Genomic DNA, 22,146 nt, shown 5'->3' with positions numbered 1-22,146 from the left:
ATCTCCTTTCTATTCTTTAGGAAATGCAATTATCTTTCATTTAATATTACAGTGATATGGCTCATTCTCTTTTCGATTCTATAAGCTCTACCCTGTGCTCTTGGATGGACTCTCTTCATTGTTGGTCCCTTGTTAGCGTAGCATTCTTCTACATATAACTTGCTTGGGTCCATACCGTTATTGTTCTCTGCATTAGCAGCAGCTGACTTTAATAACTTCTCTATAAGTGATGAAGCATATCTTGGGTTGTACATAACGATACCAAGTGCTTCTTCAAGGCTCTTGCCTCTAATAGCATCTAATACGAAACAAGCCTTCTGAACAGATACTCTTGCGTAAGATAACTTTGCGCTTGGTCTTGTGTCCTTAACAGCGTTTCTTTCACGTTTAATCTGGGATCTATGTCCTTTAGCCATCGATTAAACCTCCTTTCAAATAATACAAATTATCTACTCTTCTTTTCGTCTTTGCCGTGTCCTCTGTAAGTTCTTGTAGCAACGAACTCACCGAGCTTATGACCAACCATATCCTCTGTAACATATACAGGAACATGCTTTCTTCCGTCATGAACTGCAATTGTATGGCCTACGAATGAAGGGAAAATTGTTGAACGACGTGACCATGTCTTAATAACCTGCTTGTCGTTTGATGCGTTTAATGCATCTACCTTCTTAAGTAAGCTTTCGTCCGCGAATGGTCCTTTTTTAAGTGAACGAGCCATAGGTTGAAACCTCCTTATAATCTATCAAATCTTAGTTAAATGTTAATTAAAATGTACTATTAATTACTTAATAGCCTTTCCATCTCTTCTTCTTACGATAAGCTTGTTAGAAGCTTTTTTCTTCTTACGAGTCTTAAGACCCATAGCAGGCTTACCCCAAGGTGTCATTGGGCTTGGACGACCAACTGGTGCTCTACCTTCACCACCACCGTGTGGATGGTCGTTAGGGTTCATAACAGAACCACGAACTGTAGGTCTGATACCCATATGTCTCTTACGTCCAGCCTTACCAAGATTAATAAGGTTGTGATCTCCATTACCTACAACACCGATTGTTGCGCGGCAGATAATTGGTACCATTCTCATTTCGCCAGAAGGAAGTCTTAATGTTGCATACTTGCCTTCCTTAGCCATTAACTGAGCTGAGTTACCAGCAGAACGAACAAGCTGTCCACCCTTACCTGGATATAACTCAATGTTGTGTACCTGTGTACCTACAGGAATCTCTGTAAGTGGTAAGCAGTTACCAACTCTTACTTCAGCACCAGCACCATTCTGTACTGTCATGCCATCTGTTAATCCCTGTGGAGCAAGGATATATGATTTCTCACCATCTGCGTAGCAGATAAGTGCGATATTAGCTGTTCTGTTAGGATCGTACTCGATACCGATAACCTTTGCAGGAACGCCTTCTTTATTTCTCTTGAAATCTATTAATCTATATTTCTGTCTGTTTCCACCACCATGATGTCTAACAGTGATCTTACCCTGGTTGTTACGGCCAGCAGTCTTACTCTTCTTAGCGAGTAATGATTTCTCAGGAGTTGTCTTTGTGATTTCTGAGAAATCTGATCCAGTCATGTTTCTTCTGGAAGGTGTATATGGGTTATAAGTTCTAATTCCCATTATATTCTCTCCTTTCGAGCTTGTGTAATATTGTTTTCTACACTATTAAATGTTGCTAAATCTTAAAGTCCTTCAAAGATTTCGATATCTTTGCTATCAGCTGTTAACTGAACAATTGCCTTCTTAGTCTTAGCAGTTGTACCAACTGTTCTTCCTCTTCTCTTCTTCTTGCCAACGCTGTTCATTGTGTTAACGCTGGCAACCTTTGTTCCTTCGAACATCTTTTCAACAGCTTCTTTAATCATAGTCTTGTTAGCATCTGTATGAACTAAGAATGTATACTTCTTGTCTGCCATATCAGCCATAGACTTTTCTGTTATAACTGGTTTGAGGATTACATCATAATACTGTACGTTTGCCATTATGCATACACCTCCTCTAATTTCTCTACAGCGGCCTTAGTAACAACTAATGTTGTGTACTTAAGTACGTCATATGTGTTGATTTCGTTAGTAGCTGTAACCTTAACTGAAGGAATGTTTCTTCCTGAAAGAACTACGTTCTTGTTCTCTCCTTCAAGAACTACTAATGCGTTTTCAACCTTTAAGTTGTTCATAACTTCTACGAACTTCTTTGTCTTGATTTCATCTAACTTGAACTCATCAAGTACAACGATCTTGCTTTCTGCAACCTTTGAAGATAATGCAGAGAGAAGAGCGATTCTCTTTTCCTTCTTATTCATCTTGAATGAATAATCTCTTGGCTTTGGTGCAAATACGATACCGCCGCCTGTCCACTGTGGAGCTCTTGTAGAACCCTGTCTTGCATGACCAGTTCCCTTCTGTCTCCAAGGTTTTCTTCCGCCACCAGAAACTTCTGAACGTGTCTTAGCGCTCTGTGTTCCCTGACGATTATTTGCAAGCTGGTTAACTACTGCCATGTGTACAAGATGTTCATTAACTTCAACACCAAATACTGCATCGTTTAATTCGATTGAGCCAACTTCCTTGCCTTCAATATTGTAAACAGATACGTTTGCCATCTGTGTGGTCCTCCTTCCTTAGTAAAAACTACTTGCTAGCCTTTACTGTTTCTTTCAGTGTTACTAATGATTTCTTAGGTCCAGGTACAGCACCCTTAACTAAGATTACGTTGTTTTCAACATCAACTCTTACTACTTCAAGATTCTGGATTGTGATTCTCTTAGAACCCATATGTCCAGGCATTCCTTTTCCCTTGAATACTCTACCAGGTGTTGTTGCTGATCCGTTTGAACCCTGATGTCTGTGGAACTTAGAACCATGAGCCATAGGTCCTCTTGACTGGCCTAATCTCTTGATTGCGCCCTGGAAACCTTTACCCTTTGAAATAGCAGTTGCATCTACCTTATCGCCTGCTGCGAAGATATCAGCTTTGATTTCATCCTTTACTGAGTATTCTGAAGCATTTTCAAACTTGAATTCTCTTAAGAATCTCTTGTAAGGAACCTCTGCCTTATCAAAATGTCCTTTAACAGGCTTGTTTACTAACTTTTCTCTAATGTCAGCAAAACCAACCTGAACTGCATCGTAACCGTCGTTCTCTACTGTCTTAACTTGTGTTACAACACAAGGACCAGCCTGAAGAACAGTTACAGGTGTTAAAACACCGTCTTCATTGAAGATTTGAGTCATTCCGACTTTTGTAGCTAAAATTGCCTTCTTCATTGATATTCCTCCTGTTTAATCTACAGCGGACAAGATGAATATGCTCGCTCGAGCATATTCATCTGAAAGAAAAACCTGCGGCTTCCTTTCGGTTTCAACGCCCGATATATAACGCTTGCACAGCGCATCCTGTCATCCTAGAACAGCTAATATAAGTGGAACCCGCACCACTGTGCTACACTTTCGTGTATCGTTACTTCTATATTAAACCCTTAGGATTATTGCTCTTAAATAATAATGAAAAATTGTGTAATGATTAGTTCATTACCTTAAGGTTGATGAATACACCAGCTGGCATTTCTAATTTAGATAATGCATCTACAGTCTTCTGAGATGGTGATAATACATCGATGAGTCTCTTATGAGTTCTCTGTTCAAACTGTTCTCTTGAATCCTTATACTTGTGAACAGCTCTAAGGATTGTAACTACTTCCTTCTTTGTTGGAAGAGGTACTGGACCACTCACATTTGCTCCTGTCTTCTTAGCAGTTTCGATGATTTTCTTAGCTGACTGATCGATTAACTGATGATCATAAGCTTTCAGTGTAATTCTTATTACCTGATTTGCCATAAAAAAAGTCGCCTCCTTCGCACTTTATTGTTTAAGCACGACAAGCGGTGACTGTACACACTCCCACGCGTATCGAGAAACCGCTATTGGTATATCCCGATTAACCAACGTGTCATTTCTGCATCTTGCAGATGATATTAGGTACAGTGACTTGTCGCCAGATTCTTCGCCGGACTTACCGGCCTTGACATTCGCTCCACGGAAAACCTACCCTCACGGATAGCAACCTCACGCTTCTACGCTATCAATGTCACAGCAAGTATTAATATACACTACCCCTACTATAAAATCAACCAGAAAAATATTATTTTATTGTTTTTTTTTTAGTACAATCATGTAATATTTTTCTGGTTTAATTATTATCCATTTTAGTTGTTATTTATCCACAATATGCATTATTTAATGAATATTTATAAACATTTCTGCTTTATTTACACACACCTTTTACTGATTTGCAATTCTTTCCGCAAGGTCATTAAGATATACCCACCTGTCCATCTTTTCCTCAAGCTGTTGTTCTTTTTCAGCCTTCTCCTTAGATAAGTCATTAAGCTTTCCGTAATCAGTTGCACACTTAGACATCTCTGCATCTATTCTTTCTATATCATTTTCCAATGCCGCTATATCATCATCAATAGTTTCGTACTCTTTCTGTTCCTTATAAGTAAACTTAAGACGTTCGCTTCTTGACTTATTATATTCCTTGCTTGTAAGTGTCTTACTGCCAGATACAGCCTTCTGCACACTATCCGTATCGCCACCTGATACTCTTCCTGCTGCCGTGCCTCCTGCTGTTACATCTACACCTGCCACTACACTATTACTGCCTAATGATAAATTACTTTTTGAAACTCCATTTTCTGACGCATTATATATAGAAGAAACACATTTTTCTTTATAGTCTGAATAACCTCCTTCATACTGTGTAAGGTGGCCTCCAGCCTCAAATGCAAATATTCTATCAACCGTCCTGTCAAGAAAATATCTATCGTGAGAAACAGTAATTACAATCCCTGCAAACCCATCAAGATAATCCTCTAATACTTCAAGCGTTTCAATATCCAGGTCATTGGTTGGTTCATCAAGTATGAGTACATTAGGTGCACTCATAAGCACACTTAAAAGATACAGTCTTCTCTTTTCTCCTCCAGACAGCTTTCTTATTGGTGTCCACTGCTGCTTAGGCGGGAACAGGAACTTCTCACACATCTGGCTTGCTGTTGCTTTTCCATCAACCGTCTGCACATACTCGCCTATGCTTCTTACGAACTCAAGCACTGTCTGATTCTCATCAAGAGGCTCATTCTCCTGCATAAAATAGCCTATATGAACTGTATCGCCTATCTCAACACTTCCACTGTCAGGCTGTATCTGTCCTGTTATTATCTTCATAAGTGTAGACTTGCCACAGCCATTGCTTCCAATTATACCTATTCGGTCATCCCTTAAGAAAATGTATGTAAAATCATTAATGTATGTATGTCCATTATAAGCTTTAGTTATATTGTTAAGTTCTATTGTCTTTCTTCCAAGACGTCTGCTTACAGAGCTCATATCCATAAGGCTTTTGTCAAACTTAGCTCTTGCCTGTCTTGAAGCTTCTTTCATATCTTCAAAACGATCTATTCTTGCCTGCTGCTTGGTTGAACGTGCCTGACAGCCTCTCCTTATCCACTCAAGTTCTCTTCTTAATGTGTTCTGTCTTTTAGCCTCTGTAGCTCTTTCCATCTGTTCTCTTTCAGTCTTTAATTCAAGGAATCCTGAATAATTAGAGTCATAACTGTAAAGATCTGCGTGGTCTATCTCAACTATCTTGTTAGTTACATTGTCAAGGAAATACCTGTCGTGCGTTACCATAAGAAGTTCACCCTTAAATGCCTTGATATACCGCTCAAGCCACACAACCATATCATTATCCAGATGATTAGTCGGCTCATCAAGTATAAGTACCTCTGTAGGTTCAACTAACACTTTTGCCAATGCAACCCTCTTTTTCTGTCCACCAGATAGCTTGTCCATAGGAGCATCATATACATCTATGCCCAGCTTATTAAGTATTTCCTTCGCCTTTGGCTCATTCGATGAATCTTTGCCACGAAGCACATATGAAAGTACATTTTCATCTTTAATATAATCTGGTGACTGTGCAAGATATGTAACAGTAACTTTTCTTCCTTTTATAATATTACCCTCATCAGGTTCTTCAATGCCGGCAATTATTTTAAGCAGTGTAGACTTTCCAGTTCCATTAACTCCTATAATTCCGATCTTGTCACCCTTATTAATCCCAAGTGTGACATTGTCAAGAAGCACTTTCTCACCAAATGCTTTGCTCACTTTTTCAACATTTAATATATTCACAATTAAAACCTTCCCTTATATATAATGATATATGACAGTTTAATCATCAAGCTTATAGAATTCCTTCATCTTAGCAGCAAGCTCCGGCTTTTCTTTCTCCAGCCTGCTTATATGTTCCTTTCTATGCTGTATCATATGAGCATACGCTTCTGGATTGTTCTCTTTAAATCTCTGTAACACTTCTTTTCTATGTTCCCTTAAATGCTTTAACGCATCCGGATTTAACTTCGCAATCTTAGCCTCAAGCCTTAATCTTCTCTGTTCAATATGCTCCTCTAACTCTTCTGCATTGCTGTTCTGTGCAAGCTCAGATAAGTGCATTTCAACTCTCTCAAGAAGTTCATCTTCATCAAATAAGCCAATTCTACCCCAGGCATTCTTGCTTTCCGCCTTATCAAGAACATTTTCTGCAAGCTCAGATGCCCCCACATCAATACTGCTTGTAATGTCATCTGTAACCTGTACGGCATATTTATCAAGCCATTCTGCGGCGTCCTTGCCAAATGCCCACTCTATCTCTGCAAGCCTTTCGTTATCCTCAATAAAATCCTCGTGTACAGCAACCTGCTCAGGACTGCCAACAAGCGGATATGGCCTGTCAACACCAGCATCTCTTAAAGCAAGCGATATTGTTCTTCTTGTGACACCTTCCTCAACAAGACAGCCAGCACCCAACTGCCTTAACTGATCATTTACATGGTCAACGTGCTCAGTTATATAAAAGTGTATTCCTTTGCCCTTTAATATTTTATTAAATGATACAAGCCTGTCTGCTGCTGTTATATCTATGCTTCCGATACCGCTCGCATCAACTATTATAATCTTTGTATCATCATTTATGGCATTTTCTATATCCTGCAAAAATGTAGACACATTTGCAAAGAAAAGATTACCACTAAATCTATATAATAACGTGTGTTCTATCTGCAAAGCGTTCTTGTTACGGTTAAGATTATAGAAGCCCTCGTGTCCTGGTATACAGCCAAGAAATGATCTTGGAGGAACAACTGCCCTTATTATTACCGCTATAAATGAAAGAATAACACCTATAATAACGCCATATATAGTTCCAAATAATAATACGCCAAACATAGCTGCAAGAAATATAAAGAACTCCGCCCTGTTGACTTTTCTAAGTTTATCAGCAAGCTTATATTCAACTATTCCGATAAGTGCAGCAACGACAATTCCTGTAAGAATAGGCACAGGAAGATATTCAAGCACAGGTGTTGCAAAAAGCACGACAACAAGCATTGTAATTGAAGCTGTAACTGACATAAGCTGTGATTTACAGCCAAACTGGTCAGCTATACCTGTTCTTGATACGCTTCCGTTAAGAGGGCAGCTTCCTGATACCGAAGAAGCTATATTGGCTAAAGAATAAGCAAGCACCTCTCTGTTATTATCAACCTTATATCCATATCTGTTAGCATAGTTATTAGTGGCAAGCAGTGTCTGTGCCATAATAACAAGTGCACAGGTAAGTCCAAGTATAATTATATCTGATGTATCTGTCTTTAATAATGTAAAATCGGGTACCATAAGCTTCGGAAATCCCGAATCAACGTGAGGCAGAAGCTTAACCCCTAATCTGTCAATGTGTAAAAATGCTGTTGCCATTGCACCAAGCACCATAAGCACAACTGACATTGGAAACTTCGGAATATATTTCTTTGCAACAAGTATAATTACAACTGTTCCAAATCCAAGAACTGCCGATAACACATTAAAATATTGAAGCTGTCCCCATATGTGGATACCCAGTTCAATAAGTTCTCCTGTACCTGCAGAACCACCAAACAGCTTTGGAACCTGCATAAGTATTATTGTAATACCAATTCCACTTATAAAACCTCCCATAACCGGCGTTGATATGTAATTAACTATTCGTCCTGCTTTAATAAGACTGAATATCAAGAGCCATATTGCAACAACAAATGTAATGACCGGCACAAGCTTCATCGCTTCCTCAGAGCCTGAAGTAACGCCAAGTGCCGATAACGTACCACCTACAAGCACCGCCGGCGTTGCATCTACACCAAATACGAACTGTGGTGATGTTGTTGTAAAAGCATATATAAGCACTGGTATAAGCGAACCATACAGTCCATATGCCGCTGGAAGCCCTGCTATCTGGGCATACCCCATAGATATTGGTATTGACACTAACGCCACAATAATTCCTGCTATAATATCATTCTTTGCTGTTTTAAAAGATATATTTTTCAAATGTGCATTTTCCTTTCCTTATATATATTATGCAATTATCAATAGTTACTTTTAACACTAATACCATATAACAATTTATATTTTTTGTCTGTTATATGTTACAGTAAAATGGTATATTTTTCAAGTTACGCAATATATGCACAACTATACATTTAACATATTACATACCGCCGCACATTAATTATATCCTAATCACTGTATTAAATGATTATTATACACTACCATACGTTAATTATATCCTAATCGCTGTACTTTTTGATTGCCCCAACCATACAATCTGTTATATACTTAATATATATGCTTAAACAAGAAAGGACTTAATTACAATATGTTTGTTGCAGATAATTGGAAAGATTATGAAGTTATAGATACATCCTGTGGAGAAAAGCTTGAACGCTGGGGCGATTACATTCTTGTCCGCCCAGACCCACAGGTTATATGGGACACTCCTAAGAACGACAACAGATGGAAACATATGAATGGACATTATCACAGAAGTTCTAAGGGAGGCGGCGAATGGGAATTCTTCGACCTGCCACAAAGCTGGACAATAAAATACGAAAGTCCTTCTGTTGATGTTCCTCTTACATTTAACTTAAAGCCATTCAGCTTTAAGCACACAGGAATATTCCCTGAGCAAGCAGCCAACTGGGACTGGTTCTCTGAAATTATAAAGAAAGCTAAAGATAATGAACCTGACAGACAGATAAAGGTTCTTAACTTGTTTGCCTACACTGGTGGTGCTACTCTTGCCTGTGTAGCCGCTGGTGCTTATGTTACACACGTTGATGCCTCTAAGGGAATAATTGCGTGGGCCAAAGAAAATGCCACATCATCAGGACTTATTGACAAGCCTATCCGCTGGATAGTCGATGACTGTGTTAAATTTGTTGAAAGAGAAATAAGACGTGGCAATCACTACGATGCTATTATTATGGACCCTCCATCATATGGCAGAGGTCCTAAGGGCGAGATATGGAAAATAGAAGAAGCTATACACCCACTTGTTAAGCTGTGTGCAAAGCTTCTTTCTGACAAGCCATTATTCTTCCTTATCAACTCCTATACAACAGGACTTCAGCCAGCAGTTCTTACTTATATGTTAAGCACAGAACTTAAAGATTTTGACGGCTACTGTAGTTCTAATGAAGTCGGACTTCCTGTATCCGCTAACGGACTTGTGCTTCCTTGCGGAGCTTCTGGAAGATGGTGCGGTTCTGAATATTAATTACCAATTAAAATGCTGCCATTTTATGTGGCAGCATTTTATACTATGTTTTTTATATTATTTTTCTTGTATTATTTTTTATATATTATTCTTTATGCTCTTTTCCTTCATAATCAGTTCTTCCATAAGTCTGCTATAATCCTCCGCGTCAACCGGAAGCTTAACCTGGATACCATTACATGCTGAATAATAAGCTCCTGCACACAACATCAGGGAATTGATTCCTTCCTCACCTTTCGACACAAGATATGTATCATCATGTTCTAAGGAAGCTCTGGCAAATCTTTTAAGCAGCTCTGTATATGGCTCTGGTGCCTTTGGAAACTCAATTGTTTCTTTCACATATTGCATATTTTCCCTTGAATTAACCATCTCCGTTTTTATATACTCTTCTACATCCTGATGTCTTGTTATAGTAAGTGTATTATCTTCAAGCAGCAGCTTTGCTTTTGTTCCTATTATTTCCAGTCTTTCTTCATGACACGCTTCTCCTGTTGTCAGTACAAATGAAGCCGTCATGCCATTATCATAATCCATAATAATAGTATCTTCATCATCTACTGCAAAATCATTATATTTGCCAAATGGTATAAGTGCAAACATTCTCTGCGGCATACCAAAAAGATACTGGAACATATCAAGAATATGCTGTCCCTGGTTAATAAGTGCGCCGCCGCCTTCACCTGTAAAACTACTTCTCCATGCGCCAGAATGATGATAATATGATGTTCTTAAATATCTTGAATTAATAAGATTCACCCTTCTTAGTTCTCCCAGCTCACCTGCATCAATCATACTCTTAATCTTCATATACTTAGGATATAATCTCTGATGAAACACCATACCATATATTCTTCCACTCTTTTTAGCTGCTTCATTCATAGTAAGTGCTTCTCCTATATCTGATGCTGCCGGCTTATCGCACAAGACATCCTTTCCTAGCGAAAATGCCTGTATCGCAAGCTTAGCATGCGTTTTATGAGGAGTTGCTATAATTACTGCATCAAATAATGTATCTACATCTTCTGCTTTAAACATATCATCTGCACTTCTGAATATTTTCACATATTCACCATCAGTATTTACAAGAGTCTCTCCCCATTCCATAAGTTCATCTCTTCGTATAACTACTGCTGTTAGTTTTATATTGGATACCTCACCTGATACTATCATCTGTACATATTTTTTTCCCATATTTCCAACACCTATAAGAGCTGCTCTTAATATTTTATCTGACATAATATGTAATATTCCTTTCTACTTCTTTAACAAATATTTTCTGAATTCATAATATATTATTAAAATATTTATTTATTTTTAGCTATACATATCTTTTCAATACAGCTACTTACCTTATTACTTGTCCTTACTGCTTCATCAAGCAATATTGCCGCATACGCATCTGCAAATGCATCTTCCATGCTATATGGTGATTCTGCCTCACCTCTGCTATACTTTGCTGTTCCTATCATAAGACCTGCTATTGCAGTTTCATCTTCTGACAAACCACGCATCCCTAATTCCGGTTCATACAATACATTTTCACCACACATTATTTTCTCTATTTCACGAACGATAGACAAGTTAGGATTAGTATCTTTGGTGTGCGTTGCATTCACATCTGTCACAATCTTTTGATACTGTCCTTCATTTTTATCATCAAGATAATACAGCTCATTGTTAATAAGTTCCCCTCTGACACCCTGCACCTTTATCATATTCTTTCTGATAGGTGAGCGGTACTGCTCAGAGTCAAAATCATACCATGCAACCTTTCCGCTCTCAAACTCAAATACTGCTACACATCTTTTTTTAGGAGCTGTTCTGCCATCTGTAAATTTGTCATATCTCGTAAGTGTCTGAGTTGTCGGAAATTCATATATTTTACCTGACACCGTGTAGTTTTCATCCGGTTTTATACCAAGATATGCTCTTATAAGACTGAAACCGTGATATTCGTGTGCAATGGATATATTCAGACAACTGATATCGCCAAGTACACCACTATTAACAAGATTAATCCGTGCTTTATTATATGGATATTCCCTGTATTGTTCAGCAACAACCTGTTTCTTATCTGTTTTATCATCAGACATATGATATCTGTATAACTTTTTAAGCGAATCCATATCCAATGCTGCTGGTGTCTCAGATAGAACAGTTATTCCTCTATCCATCCATTCTATTGAAACATCACAGATACTTGTTTTATTCACTGCTACAACAGCAAAATCCGGTTTATAACCTACACACTCTTCTATAGAAGTTGTAGTGTGTATACTGAATTCTTCTGCCATCTTATCTGCTTTTTCCTGTGTCCTGCAATACATCGCATCAAGACGTAATATATCCGGCATTGCTTTTGCTATTCTGACATAATAAAGTGAACGCCAGCCTGAGCCTATTATTATAAAATGATACTTACCCATATAAGCTTCATACCTCCTGAAAATAAATAATATCAATTAATTTACAAAACACTTTCTCTTTTCAGTTTTCTACAAACATCTATAATAATACTATGATCCTGTTCATGATTAAAACCAGAGCATGTTATTGTACCTATTACTGTCTGGCAATTCTCAAGTCTTATTGGAAACGCGCCTCCTACCTGTGCATACTCTGATGGTTCTAAAGCCCATTTTTCTTTAATATTCATACCGCAATCCTCAAGCATATAGTGTGCCCATAATGAACTATGTCCAGTATGCATCGCCGTCTTTTTCTTACGCTCAATCATAATATCATTACTTACAGCATTACCATCACTGGAATAATGAAACAATCTTCTTCCGGCTATTGCAATATCTATACATATTTTATTGTCACGTTTTTTCGCTTCTTCTATAAGTGCCATCCCAATTGCAAGTGCTGTTTCTGATGAAAACTCTCTGAATTTCAATTCTTTCTCTTCAGCTTCACATTGTTTCATAAGTTCTTTAGCAGTCATACCTTTTTACCCCTTTAATCTATTATTCTATTTTGTATTTTATCTACCAACTTGTTTTACAGTTGCTTCTTTTTTTGTCTGTTATATTATGACGTATGTGTGAATTGCATAGCAATGTAGCAATCCCGATACAACGGTGAGTGACAAAATTCACTTTTGACACTCACATCATATCATTTATATAGTCTTATAAACATTAAAAAAATATTTAATAATTTTACTTTCACTTATTTATTATGATAAATTTTTTCTAACTTGTTCCTCGTAAATTGACAATAGCACCTGTGTGATTTCCTGTTGAAATACTCTATTAACAACCAACCATATTATATATAAGACCTACTATCGATAAACTGTAGATTTTATAAATGAGTCTGATGCTGTAACAGCAATCCTTTCTTGTATCAAAAATGACAAAATTAAATTTATAGAGTAATCATCGCTTATTAGGATCTATGCCGAAGAAGACATAGTATTTACAAAATAGAATATTATTTGTTTCAATTTTGTTTAAAGATTATTTGTTTTATGACATCGTTTAGTCACCGCTATTAAACTTATTTTGCTATTTTTTCATTTATTTCAGAACAAAAAAAGGGCTTCCGAAAAATCTCGGAAACCCTTAAAATTACTGTATTAAATAACAATTATTCAATGATTGTAGCAACAGCACCAGAACCAACTGTTCTACCACCCTCACGGATAGCGAAACGAAGACCCTGCTCCATAGCTACGTTATGGATAAGTTCAACTGTCATTTCTACGTTATCACCAGGCATGCACATTTCTGTACCAGCTGGAAGTTCGCAAACACCAGTAACATCAGTTGTTCTGAAGTAGAACTGTGGTCTGTAGTTGTTGAAGAATGGAGTATGACGTCCACCTTCGTCCTTTGTTAATACGTAAACCTGAGCTGTAAACTTGTGGTGTGGTGTGATTGAACCTGGCTTACAAAGAACCTGTCCTCTCTGGATCTCATCTCTCTGAACACCTCTAAGAAGAGCACCAATGTTATCACCTGGTTCTGCTTCATCAAGGAGCTTTCTGAACATTTCGATACCAGTTACAACAACCTTACGGATGTCTTCGTGGATACCAACGATTTCAACTTCCTCGTTAACCTTAAGAACACCTCTTTCTACTCTACCAGTAGCAACTGTACCACGACCTGTGATAGAGAAGATATCTTCGATAGGCATAAGGAATGGCTTATCTGTATCTCTCTGTGGATCTGGAACATACTCATCGATTGTGTGCATAAGTTCAAGAATCTTATCACCCCATTCGCTGTTTGGATCTTCAAGAGCCTTAAGAGCTGAACCCTGGATGATTGGTGTATCATCGCCTGGGAAATCATATTCGTTAAGAAGTTCTCTGATTTCCATATCAACTAATTCAAGAAGTTCTGGATCATCAACCATATCACACTTGTTCATGAATACTACTACGTAAGGAACGCCAACCTGACGAGCAAGAAGGATATGCTCTCTTGTCTGAGCCATAACACCATCAGTAGCAGCAACAACGAGGATAGCAGCATCCATCTGAGCAGCACCAGTAATCATGTTCTTTACATAATCAGCATGGCCTGGGCAGTCAACGTGTGCATAGTGTCTCTTCTCTGTTTCGTACTCAACGTGAGCTGTAGAGATTGTGATACCTCTTTCTCTTTCTTCTGGAGCCTTATCAATATTTTCAAATGCAACAGCTTCACCTGTACCAAGTCTCTCATGAAGAGTCTTTGTGATAGCAGCTGTAAGAGTTGTCTTACCGTGATCTACGTGTCCAATTGTACCAATGTTGCAATGTGGTTTTGTTCTTTCAAATTTAGCCTTTGCCATTGTTTAAAATCCTCCTAATTAATTAAATAGAATATTTGTCTGCAAGCAGACTTCTCATAGCTGAAATCTATTATATTATCTTTTAAAGAATATTTCAACTATATTTTGAGTAAAAGCATAGTAAACCAATACTTTTATCTGAATTATACGGCAAATTTACATATTTATTATATACACAAATCTGCCTGATATATACCACTGCGAAATACAGTAACACGTATTCCGCAGTACATTATATAATCAAGATAATTATTAAGTCATCTGACATCAGCCAGACACTTCTAACTATCATCTATCACTTAATAACTAATTATTTAGCTCTTGAAGCGATAACCTTGTCCTGAACAGACTTTGGAGCCTGCTCATACTTATCGAAGAACATAGAGTAGTTACCACGACCCTGTGTCTTAGAACGAAGGTCTGTAGCATATCCGAACATCTCTGAAAGTGGAACGAAAGCCTTAACCATCTTACCACCACTGATGTCTTCCATACCTTCAATACGTCCTCTACGTGAGTTGATATCACCGATAACATCACCCATATATTCTTCTGGCATTGTAACTTCAACCTTCATAATAGGCTCAAGAAGTGCTGGAGCTGCCTTAGCCATAGCATCCTTAAATGCCATAGAACCAGCAATGTGGAATGCCATTTCTGATGAATCGACTTCATGGTAAGATCCATCATAGATATCTGCTCTAAGTCCGAGAACTGGGAATCCAGCTAAGATACCTGAGTTAGCAGCTTCTCTGATACCATCAGCAACTGAAGGAATGTATTCCTTAGGAATAGCACCACCAACTACTGAAGACTCACAGAAGAGAACTGGAGGTTCATTAATTAATACTGTATTCTTTGTCTCAACATCAAACTTATCAACGTTAGCTTCAAGTGGTGAGAAACGTACTTTACAGTGACCATACTGACCACGTCCACCTGACTGCTTAGCATATTTGCTATCGATATCAACTGGCTTTGTAAAGCATTCTCTGTAAGCAACCTGAGGTGCACCTACATTAGCTTCTACCTTGAATTCACGAAGAAGTCTGTCAACGATGATATCAAGGTGAAGCTCACCCATACCAGCGATGATTGTCTGACCTGTTTCCTGATCTGTATGAGCACGGAATGTAGGATCTTCTTCAGCAAGCTTTGCTAAAGCTTCACCCATCTTACCCTGGTCATTCTTAGTCTTTGGCTCAATAGCAAGTTCGATAACTGGCTCTGGGAATTCCATAGACTCTAAGATAACTGGATGCTGCTCATCACAGATTGTATCACCTGTAACTGTTATCTTAAGACCTACTGCAGCAGCGATATCTCCTGAGTAAACCTTATCTATTTCTTTTCTCTGGTTGGCGTGCATCTGAAGAATACGTCCAACTCTTTCCTTCTTGTTCTTATTAGCATTAAGTACATATGAACCACCGTTTAATGTACCTGAGTAAACTCTGAAGAATGCTAACTTACCAACGAATGGATCTGTCATAATCTTGAATGCAAGAGCTGAGAAAGGTTCATCATCAGATGACTTTCTAGTCACTTCATTACCGTCTTCATCAACACCTGTGATATCTGGGATATCTGTAGGAGCTGGCATATATTCGATAACTGCATCAAGAAGCTTCTGAACACCCTTGTTCTTGTAAGCTGTACCGCAAAGACAAGGAATAGCTGTACCTTCGATAGTACCCTTTCTTAAAGCTGCCTTTAATTCTGGAACTGTAAGCTCTTCATCATTAAAGAACTTCTCCATAAGGTCTTCATCAAGTTCAGCACACTGCTCGATAAGCTTATCGTGGTATTCTTCTGCCTGATCCTTTAAATCAGCTGGAATTTCACCAACTTCAATATCATCACCCTTATCGCCATTGAAGATATAAGCCTTCATTTCAAATAAGTCGATGATACCCTTGAACTCGTCTTCCTTACCGATAGGAATCTGTACAAGTACAGGGTTCTTTCCAAGCTTAGTAATAAGCTGGTTGCATGATCCGAAGAAATCTGCACCCATCTTATCCATCTTGTTCATAAATGCCATACGTGGTACGTTGTACTTATCAGCCTGACGCCATACGTTCTCTGACTGTGGTTCAACACCGTTCTGTGCATCGAATACACCTACAGCACCATCAAGTACTCTAAGTGAACGCTCAACTTCAACTGTGAAATCAACGTGACCAGGAGTATCAATAATATTAATACGGTACTCTGGCTGTGTCTTATCTGGCTTACCTTCTTTTTCAGGTGTCCAGTGACATGTTGTAGCAGCTGAAGTGATTGTGATACCTCTTTCCTGCTCCTGGGCCATCCAGTCCATAGTAGCAGTACCTTCATGAGTATCACCAATCTTGTGGTTAACACCAGTATAATAAAGGATACGCTCTGTTAATGTTGTCTTACCAGCATCAATATGAGCCATAATTCCGATATTTCTGGTTCTCTCCAATGGATATTCTCTTCCAGCCATGGATAAAACCTCCTATAATTATTATTAGAATCTGTAATGAGCAAAAGCCTTGTTTGCTTCTGCCATCTTGTGCATATCTTCTTTTCTCTTTACAGATGCACCTGTGTTATTAGCTGCATCAAGAATCTCATTAGCGAGTCTTTCTTCCATAGTCTTCTCGCCTCTTGCTCTTGAGAATGTTGTCATCCAACGAAGAGCTAAAGCCTGTCTTCTATCTGGCTTAACTTCGATAGGTACCTGGTATGTTGCTCCACCGATACGTCTAGCCTTTACTTCGAGAACTGGCATAATATTGTTCATAGCCTCTTCGAATACTTCTAAAGCAGGTCTTTCAGTCTTAGCTGCGACTCTGTCAAATGCTCCGTATACAATCTTCTGTGCTACTCCTCTCTTACCATCAAGCATAATGTTGTTGATAAGCTTAGTAACCACCTTGTTATTGTAAATAGGATCTGCTAATACATCTCTCTTCTGAGTATGTCCTTTACGTGGCACGGTTCTTCCCTCCTTAACATTGTATTGTCGTCATTGTTAGCACTAATGAACGCCTTACAGCTTCATCAGCCTGACACATCACGACGTTTCATTAATTCATCGGTACTCACAAATTAAATTGTGTTCGCGCCGTATATCTTAAACCTGCAACCTTCGGATTAATCTAACTCCGGCACTAATTAATTTAATTGTTCGTAAATTATTGTATGCAATAATCTGCAAATATTCTGACTTACCATGTAAATCAATCACAGACTTATGATGCTTAATTCTTTATGAATTATTTAGCATCCTTAGGTCTCTTAGCACCGTACTTAGAACGTGCCTGTCTTCTCTTTGCTACACCTGCTGTATCAAGTGTACCTCTGATGATATGATATCTTGTACCTGGTAAATCCTTAACTCTACCACCTCTGATAAGAACAACGCTATGTTCCTGAAGATTGTGGCCCTCACCTGGAATATATGAAGTAACTTCGATTCCATTAGAAAGACGTACTCTGGCGATCTTTCTAAGAGCTGAGTTAGGCTTCTTAGGTGTTGCAGTCTTAACAGCTGTACAAACACCTCTCTTCTGTGGTGCAGATACGTCTGTAGCCTTCTTCTGAAGTGAGTTATATCCCTTCTGAAGAGCTGGTGCTGTAGACTTCTTAACTGTTGACTTTCTTCCCTGTCTTACTAACTGGTTAAATGTTGGCATTCCTTTTTCACCTCCCGGAATTAGAATAATGAATGGTTGCACTTAGTATAATCACTAAGAAAAATGCGTGAGCCTGTCATATTAAACTGCTCATTTATATAATCAGCGTACATAAATAAGAACTTGCTTATTCGCACGCTTATTTAGTATATATTTTTAGAATAAATTCGTCAAGAGTTTTTCAAAAATTTATTATTAGAAATATTACTAAAATATCACATTACTATGCTGTCCTTGTTATTGATATTTTATAAAACAAAAAAGAAGCCGCTTTCCTAAGGATAACGGCTTCTATATTTATTATCTTACGCTTCTGTATCTTCTGTTACATCAGCATCATCGCTAACTTCGACATCAGCATCTAATGTATCTACATTTTCTGTAAAATCAAGTGTTTCATCTGAATCCTCAGTAAAGCTTAACACTTCATCATCTGACTCTTCAATCTCATCATAAGCTGCTGCTGTGTCAAGTTCAACATTCTGGTATCTCTTCATACCTGTACCAGCAGGTATAAGCTTACCAATGATAACATTTTCTTTAAGACCGATAAGTGGGTCAACCTTACCATTAATAGCTGCATCAGTAAGAACCTTTGTTGTCTCCTGGAATGAAGCAGCTGAAAGGAATGAATTAGTAGCAAGTGATGCCTTAGTAATACCAAGAATAATTGGTGTACCAGTTGCTTTTCTCTTACCTTCTTCTTCAAGCTTTTCGTTAACCTCTGTGAATTCAAGAGTATCAACCTGTGAACCAGGTAAGAAATCTGAATCACCAGCAGATTCAATAACTATCTTCTTAAGCATCTGTCTAACAATAAGTTCAATATGCTTATCATTAATATCAACACCCTGAATACGATAAACCTTCTGAACTTCACGAAGCATATAATCCTGAACAGCTCTTACACCAAGGATTCTAACGATATCATGTGGATTCTCTGAACCTTCTGTGATTTCTTCACCCTTAACAACAACCTGTCCTTCCTGAACCTTAACCCTTGTATCTCTTGATACAGGATAAGCTTTTGAGTTACCCTCATCATCAGTAATTACAATATCTGTCTTCTTCTCTGTCTTAGAGAAGCTAACAACACCACCGAATTCTGCAAGGACTGCAAGGCTCTTTGGCTTTCTTGCCTCGAAAAGTTCCTCTACTCTAGGAAGACCCTGAGTAATGTTATCACCGGCAACACCACCAGTATGGAAAGTTCTCATAGTAAGCTGTGTACCAGGCTCACCGATAGACTGGGCAGCGATAATACCAACTGCTTCACCAATCTGAACTGCCTGACCTGTTGCAAGGTTAGAACCATAACACTTAGCACATACACCGATATGTGAACGGCAAGTAAGAATAGTTCTTATCTTAACCTGTGTTACACCAGTCTTAATGATAGCTGCAGCTCTCTTAGGAGTTACAAGGTGGTTAGCTGCAACGATAATCTCTCCTGTAGCCGGGTCTTTGATATCTTCTGCAAGATATCTTCCAGTAATACGTTCCTGTAATGGCTCAAGAATATCTTCCTTGGCATCACTTGAATTAGTAGCTCTATCGTTAACAAATGAATAAACATACATACCAGGTATTATCTTACCAACGCTGCAATCAGTCTCTCTTATAATAAGATCCTGAGAAACATCTACAAGACGTCTTGTAAGGTAACCTGAATCGGCTGTTCTAAGGGCTGTATCTGAAAGACCCTTACGAGCACCATGGGCTGAAATGAAGTATTCCAGTACATCAAGACCTTCACGGAAGTTAGACTTGATTGGAAGTTCGATTGTATGACCTGAAGTATCTGCCATAAGACCACGCATACCTGCAAGCTGCTTAATCTGCTGGTTAGAACCACGGGCACCAGAGTCAGCCATCATAAAGATGTTATTATACTTATCAAGACCAGAAAGAAGTGCATCAAGCAATGTCTTATCTGTTTCCTGCCATACTCTGATAACATTCTTATATCTTTCTTCATCAGTTGAACGACCTCTGTTGTAGTTAATGTTAATCTGTTCAACCTTCTTTTCAGCATCAGCTATAAGCTGCTTCTTAACCGGTGGCACTGTCATCTCCGAAATAGAAACTGTCATAGCCGCTCTAGTAGAATACTTGTAACCCATAGCCTTAATATCATCAAGAACTTCAGCAGTTCTTGTTGTACCATGCGTATTGATAACGTGCTGTAAAATATCCTTTAACTGTTTCTTTCCTACATGGAAATCAACTTCTGGAAGAAGTAAATTCTCTTCCTTGCTTCTATCTACATATCCTAAATCCTGAGGAAGTATTTCATTGAAAATAAATCTACCAAGTGTAGACTCTACAACACCTGAAATCTCTTCTCCAGCTGCATTAGTCTTAGTCATCTTAACTTTAATCTTAGAATGAAGTGTTATAATTCCATTCTCATAAGCAAGAAGCGCTTCATTAACACTCTTGAATATCTTACCTTCCCCCTTAACACCAGGTCTTTCCTGTGTAAGGTAGTAGATACCAAGTACCATATCCTGTGAAGGAACAGCAACAGGGCCACCATCAGATGGCTTAAGTAAGTTGTTAGGTGAAAGAAGCATAAATCTACACTCTGCCTGAGCTTCTACAGACAATGGAAGATGTACCGCCATCTGGTCACCATCGAAATCGGCATTGAAAGCTGTACAAACAAGTGGATGAAGCTTAATAGCCTTACCTTCTACAAGGATTGGCTCAAATGCCTGAATACCAAGTCTGTGAAGTGTAGGAGCACGGTTAAGCATAACTGGATGCTCTTTGATAACATCTTCAAGTACATCCCATACTTCTGTCTCAAGATGCTCTACGCTCTTCTTGGCTTTCTTTATGTTCTCAGCAAGACCACGCCTTACTAATTCTCTCATAACAAATGGCTTGAATAACTCAATAGCCATTTCCTTAGGAAGACCACACTGATAAATCTTAAGTTCTGGTCCAACAACGATAACTGAACGTCCTGAGTAGTCAACTCGCTTACCAAGAAGGTTCTGTCTGAAACGTCCCTGCTTACCCTTTAATAAGTCTGATAAAGACTTGAGAGCTCTGTTACCAGGTCCTGTTACAGGACGGCCATTTCTACGTCCATTATCTATAAGTGCATCAACAGCTTCCTGAAGCATTCTCTTCTCGTTACGAACAATGATTTCTGGTGCTCCAAGATCAATAAGTCTTGCAAGACGGTTATTTCTGTTGATAATTCTTCTATAAAGATCATTAAGATCAGATGTTGCAAAACGTCCACCCTCTAACTGAACCATAGGTCTTAAATCTGGAGGGATAACTGGAATTTCTGTAAGAATCATCCATTCTGGCTTAGTACCAGCAGCAATGAACGCATCCATAACTTCAATTCTCTTAATAAGTCTTGCAGCCTTCTGTGAAGTAGTAGTAGCAAGCTCTTCCTTGAGCTTAGCTACTTCTTCTTCAAGGTTGACGTTGTGAAGAAGCTCTAAAATAGCCTCAGCACCCATTCCAACTCTGAATGTATTACCATACTGATCATAAAGATCTCTGTACTCAGTTTCTGTAAGAATCTTCTTGAATGGTATATCTGTTTCGCCTGGATCAATTACGATATAAGAAGCGAAGTAAAGTACCTTCTCAAGATTCTTAGGACCTATATCAAGGATAAGGTCCATACGGCTAGGTATTCCCTTGAAATACCAGATATGTGAAACTGGAGCAGCAAGGTGGATATGACCCATACGATCTCTACGTACACTTGCCTTAGTAACCTCAACACCACACTTATCACATACGATGCCTTTATCTTTAATCTTCTTATACTTACCGCAATGACACTCCCAGTCTTTGCTAGGTCCGAATATTCTTTCACAGAACAGACCATCTCTTTCTGGCTTTAAAGTTCTGTAATTGATAGTCTCAGGCTTAGTTACCTCGCCGTGAGACCACTCTAAAATACTCTCAGGAGAAGCAAGCTTTATCTGAATTTTATCAAATTTCATTGATTTATTTGACTTAATCTCTTCTGCCATTATAGTGCTCCCTTC

The 22,146-nt window shown here is 38.4% G+C and carries 18 protein-coding genes; 1 reads left to right on the top strand and 17 read right to left on the bottom strand.

The features are described from left to right. Positions 1 to 29: 29 nt before the first annotated feature. The 9 genes from rplV to BM157_RS06620 all read right to left on the bottom strand — a co-directional run bounded on the left by rplV (position 30) and on the right by BM157_RS06620 (position 8,434). Positions 30 to 416, bottom strand: a complete 387-nt coding sequence (gene rplV, locus BM157_RS06660; RefSeq protein ID WP_055177141.1) for a 50S ribosomal protein L22 — start codon at positions 414 to 416, stop codon at positions 30 to 32. 29 nt (positions 417 to 445) lie between these two features. Continuing rightward, positions 446 to 721 carry a 30S ribosomal protein S19 gene (rpsS, locus tag BM157_RS06655; protein ID WP_055177138.1) on the bottom strand — a complete coding sequence of 92 codons (276 nt, stop codon included), beginning with the start codon at positions 719 to 721 and terminating at the stop codon, positions 446 to 448. 63 nt (positions 722 to 784) lie between these two features. After that, positions 785 to 1,627: a 50S ribosomal protein L2 gene (gene rplB / locus BM157_RS06650; protein WP_055177134.1), complete on the bottom strand. Its 843-nt coding sequence runs from the start codon at positions 1,625 to 1,627 to the stop codon at positions 785 to 787. Between the two features lie 62 nt (positions 1,628 to 1,689). Continuing rightward, the gene (gene rplW, locus BM157_RS06645) at positions 1,690 to 1,989 is read right to left on the bottom strand and encodes a 50S ribosomal protein L23 (protein ID WP_055177131.1); all 300 of its coding nucleotides are present in this window, start codon (positions 1,987 to 1,989) and stop codon (positions 1,690 to 1,692) included. Next, on the bottom strand, positions 1,989 to 2,609 hold the full coding sequence (gene rplD, locus BM157_RS06640; protein ID WP_055306849.1) for a 50S ribosomal protein L4: 621 nt from the start codon (positions 2,607 to 2,609) through the stop codon (positions 1,989 to 1,991). Before rplD ends, rplW begins: the two co-directional genes overlap by 1 nt. A gap of 28 nt (positions 2,610 to 2,637) precedes the next feature. Continuing rightward, the gene (gene rplC / locus BM157_RS06635) at positions 2,638 to 3,273 is read right to left on the bottom strand and encodes a 50S ribosomal protein L3 (RefSeq protein ID WP_055177126.1); all 636 of its coding nucleotides are present in this window, start codon (positions 3,271 to 3,273) and stop codon (positions 2,638 to 2,640) included. A gap of 256 nt (positions 3,274 to 3,529) precedes the next feature. Then, positions 3,530 to 3,844 (bottom strand): 30S ribosomal protein S10, encoded by a 315-nt coding sequence (rpsJ, locus tag BM157_RS06630; RefSeq protein WP_022203557.1) that lies wholly within the window; start codon positions 3,842 to 3,844, stop codon positions 3,530 to 3,532. Positions 3,845 to 4,288: 444 nt separating this feature from the next. Next, on the bottom strand, positions 4,289 to 6,205 hold the full coding sequence (locus BM157_RS06625) for an ABC-F family ATP-binding cassette domain-containing protein (protein WP_090140432.1): 1,917 nt from the start codon (positions 6,203 to 6,205) through the stop codon (positions 4,289 to 4,291). 39 nt (positions 6,206 to 6,244) lie between these two features. After that, on the bottom strand, positions 6,245 to 8,434 hold the full coding sequence (locus BM157_RS06620; RefSeq protein ID WP_318255845.1) for a SulP family inorganic anion transporter: 2,190 nt from the start codon (positions 8,432 to 8,434) through the stop codon (positions 6,245 to 6,247). A gap of 328 nt (positions 8,435 to 8,762) precedes the next feature. Here BM157_RS06620 and BM157_RS06615 point away from each other — a divergent pair, with 328 nt between their 5' ends. Next, positions 8,763 to 9,662 carry a class I SAM-dependent methyltransferase gene (locus BM157_RS06615; protein ID WP_090140430.1) on the top strand — a complete coding sequence of 300 codons (900 nt, stop codon included), beginning with the start codon at positions 8,763 to 8,765 and terminating at the stop codon, positions 9,660 to 9,662. Between the two features lie 78 nt (positions 9,663 to 9,740). On the opposite strand, the gene BM157_RS06610 is transcribed toward BM157_RS06615, so the two are convergent. From BM157_RS06610 to rpoC, 8 genes are all read right to left on the bottom strand, one after another. After that, on the bottom strand, positions 9,741 to 10,901 hold the full coding sequence (locus BM157_RS06610; protein WP_090140428.1) for a Gfo/Idh/MocA family protein: 1,161 nt from the start codon (positions 10,899 to 10,901) through the stop codon (positions 9,741 to 9,743). A gap of 68 nt (positions 10,902 to 10,969) precedes the next feature. Continuing rightward, positions 10,970 to 12,091, bottom strand: coding sequence for a Gfo/Idh/MocA family protein (locus BM157_RS06605; protein ID WP_090140426.1), 1,122 nt, complete (start codon positions 12,089 to 12,091; stop codon positions 10,970 to 10,972). 41 nt (positions 12,092 to 12,132) lie between these two features. After that, on the bottom strand, positions 12,133 to 12,612 hold the full coding sequence (locus BM157_RS06600; protein WP_090140424.1) for a heme-binding protein: 480 nt from the start codon (positions 12,610 to 12,612) through the stop codon (positions 12,133 to 12,135). Between the two features lie 647 nt (positions 12,613 to 13,259). Further along, on the bottom strand, positions 13,260 to 14,453 hold the full coding sequence (gene tuf, locus BM157_RS06595) for an elongation factor Tu (protein WP_055177107.1): 1,194 nt from the start codon (positions 14,451 to 14,453) through the stop codon (positions 13,260 to 13,262). A gap of 310 nt (positions 14,454 to 14,763) precedes the next feature. Further along, the gene (gene fusA, locus BM157_RS06590; RefSeq protein ID WP_055177104.1) at positions 14,764 to 16,926 is read right to left on the bottom strand and encodes an elongation factor G; all 2,163 of its coding nucleotides are present in this window, start codon (positions 16,924 to 16,926) and stop codon (positions 14,764 to 14,766) included. 24 nt (positions 16,927 to 16,950) lie between these two features. After that, positions 16,951 to 17,421, bottom strand: coding sequence for a 30S ribosomal protein S7 (rpsG, locus tag BM157_RS06585; protein ID WP_055177101.1), 471 nt, complete (start codon positions 17,419 to 17,421; stop codon positions 16,951 to 16,953). A gap of 280 nt (positions 17,422 to 17,701) precedes the next feature. Beyond that, complete coding sequence (gene rpsL / locus BM157_RS06580) at positions 17,702 to 18,121, bottom strand: 30S ribosomal protein S12 (RefSeq protein WP_022501573.1); 420 nt, start codon at positions 18,119 to 18,121, stop codon at positions 17,702 to 17,704. A 305-nt stretch (positions 18,122 to 18,426) separates the two neighbouring features. After that, positions 18,427 to 22,131 (bottom strand): DNA-directed RNA polymerase subunit beta', encoded by a 3,705-nt coding sequence (gene rpoC / locus BM157_RS06575; RefSeq protein WP_090140421.1) that lies wholly within the window; start codon positions 22,129 to 22,131, stop codon positions 18,427 to 18,429. Between the last annotated feature and the right edge of the window lie 15 nt (positions 22,132 to 22,146).

It is taken from the genome of [Lactobacillus] rogosae, from assembly GCA_900112995.1.
GTDB classification, from domain to species: Bacteria; Bacillota; Clostridia; order Lachnospirales; family Lachnospiraceae; genus Lachnospira; species Lachnospira rogosae.
This window is presented reverse-complemented; position numbering and strand designations above follow the sequence as displayed.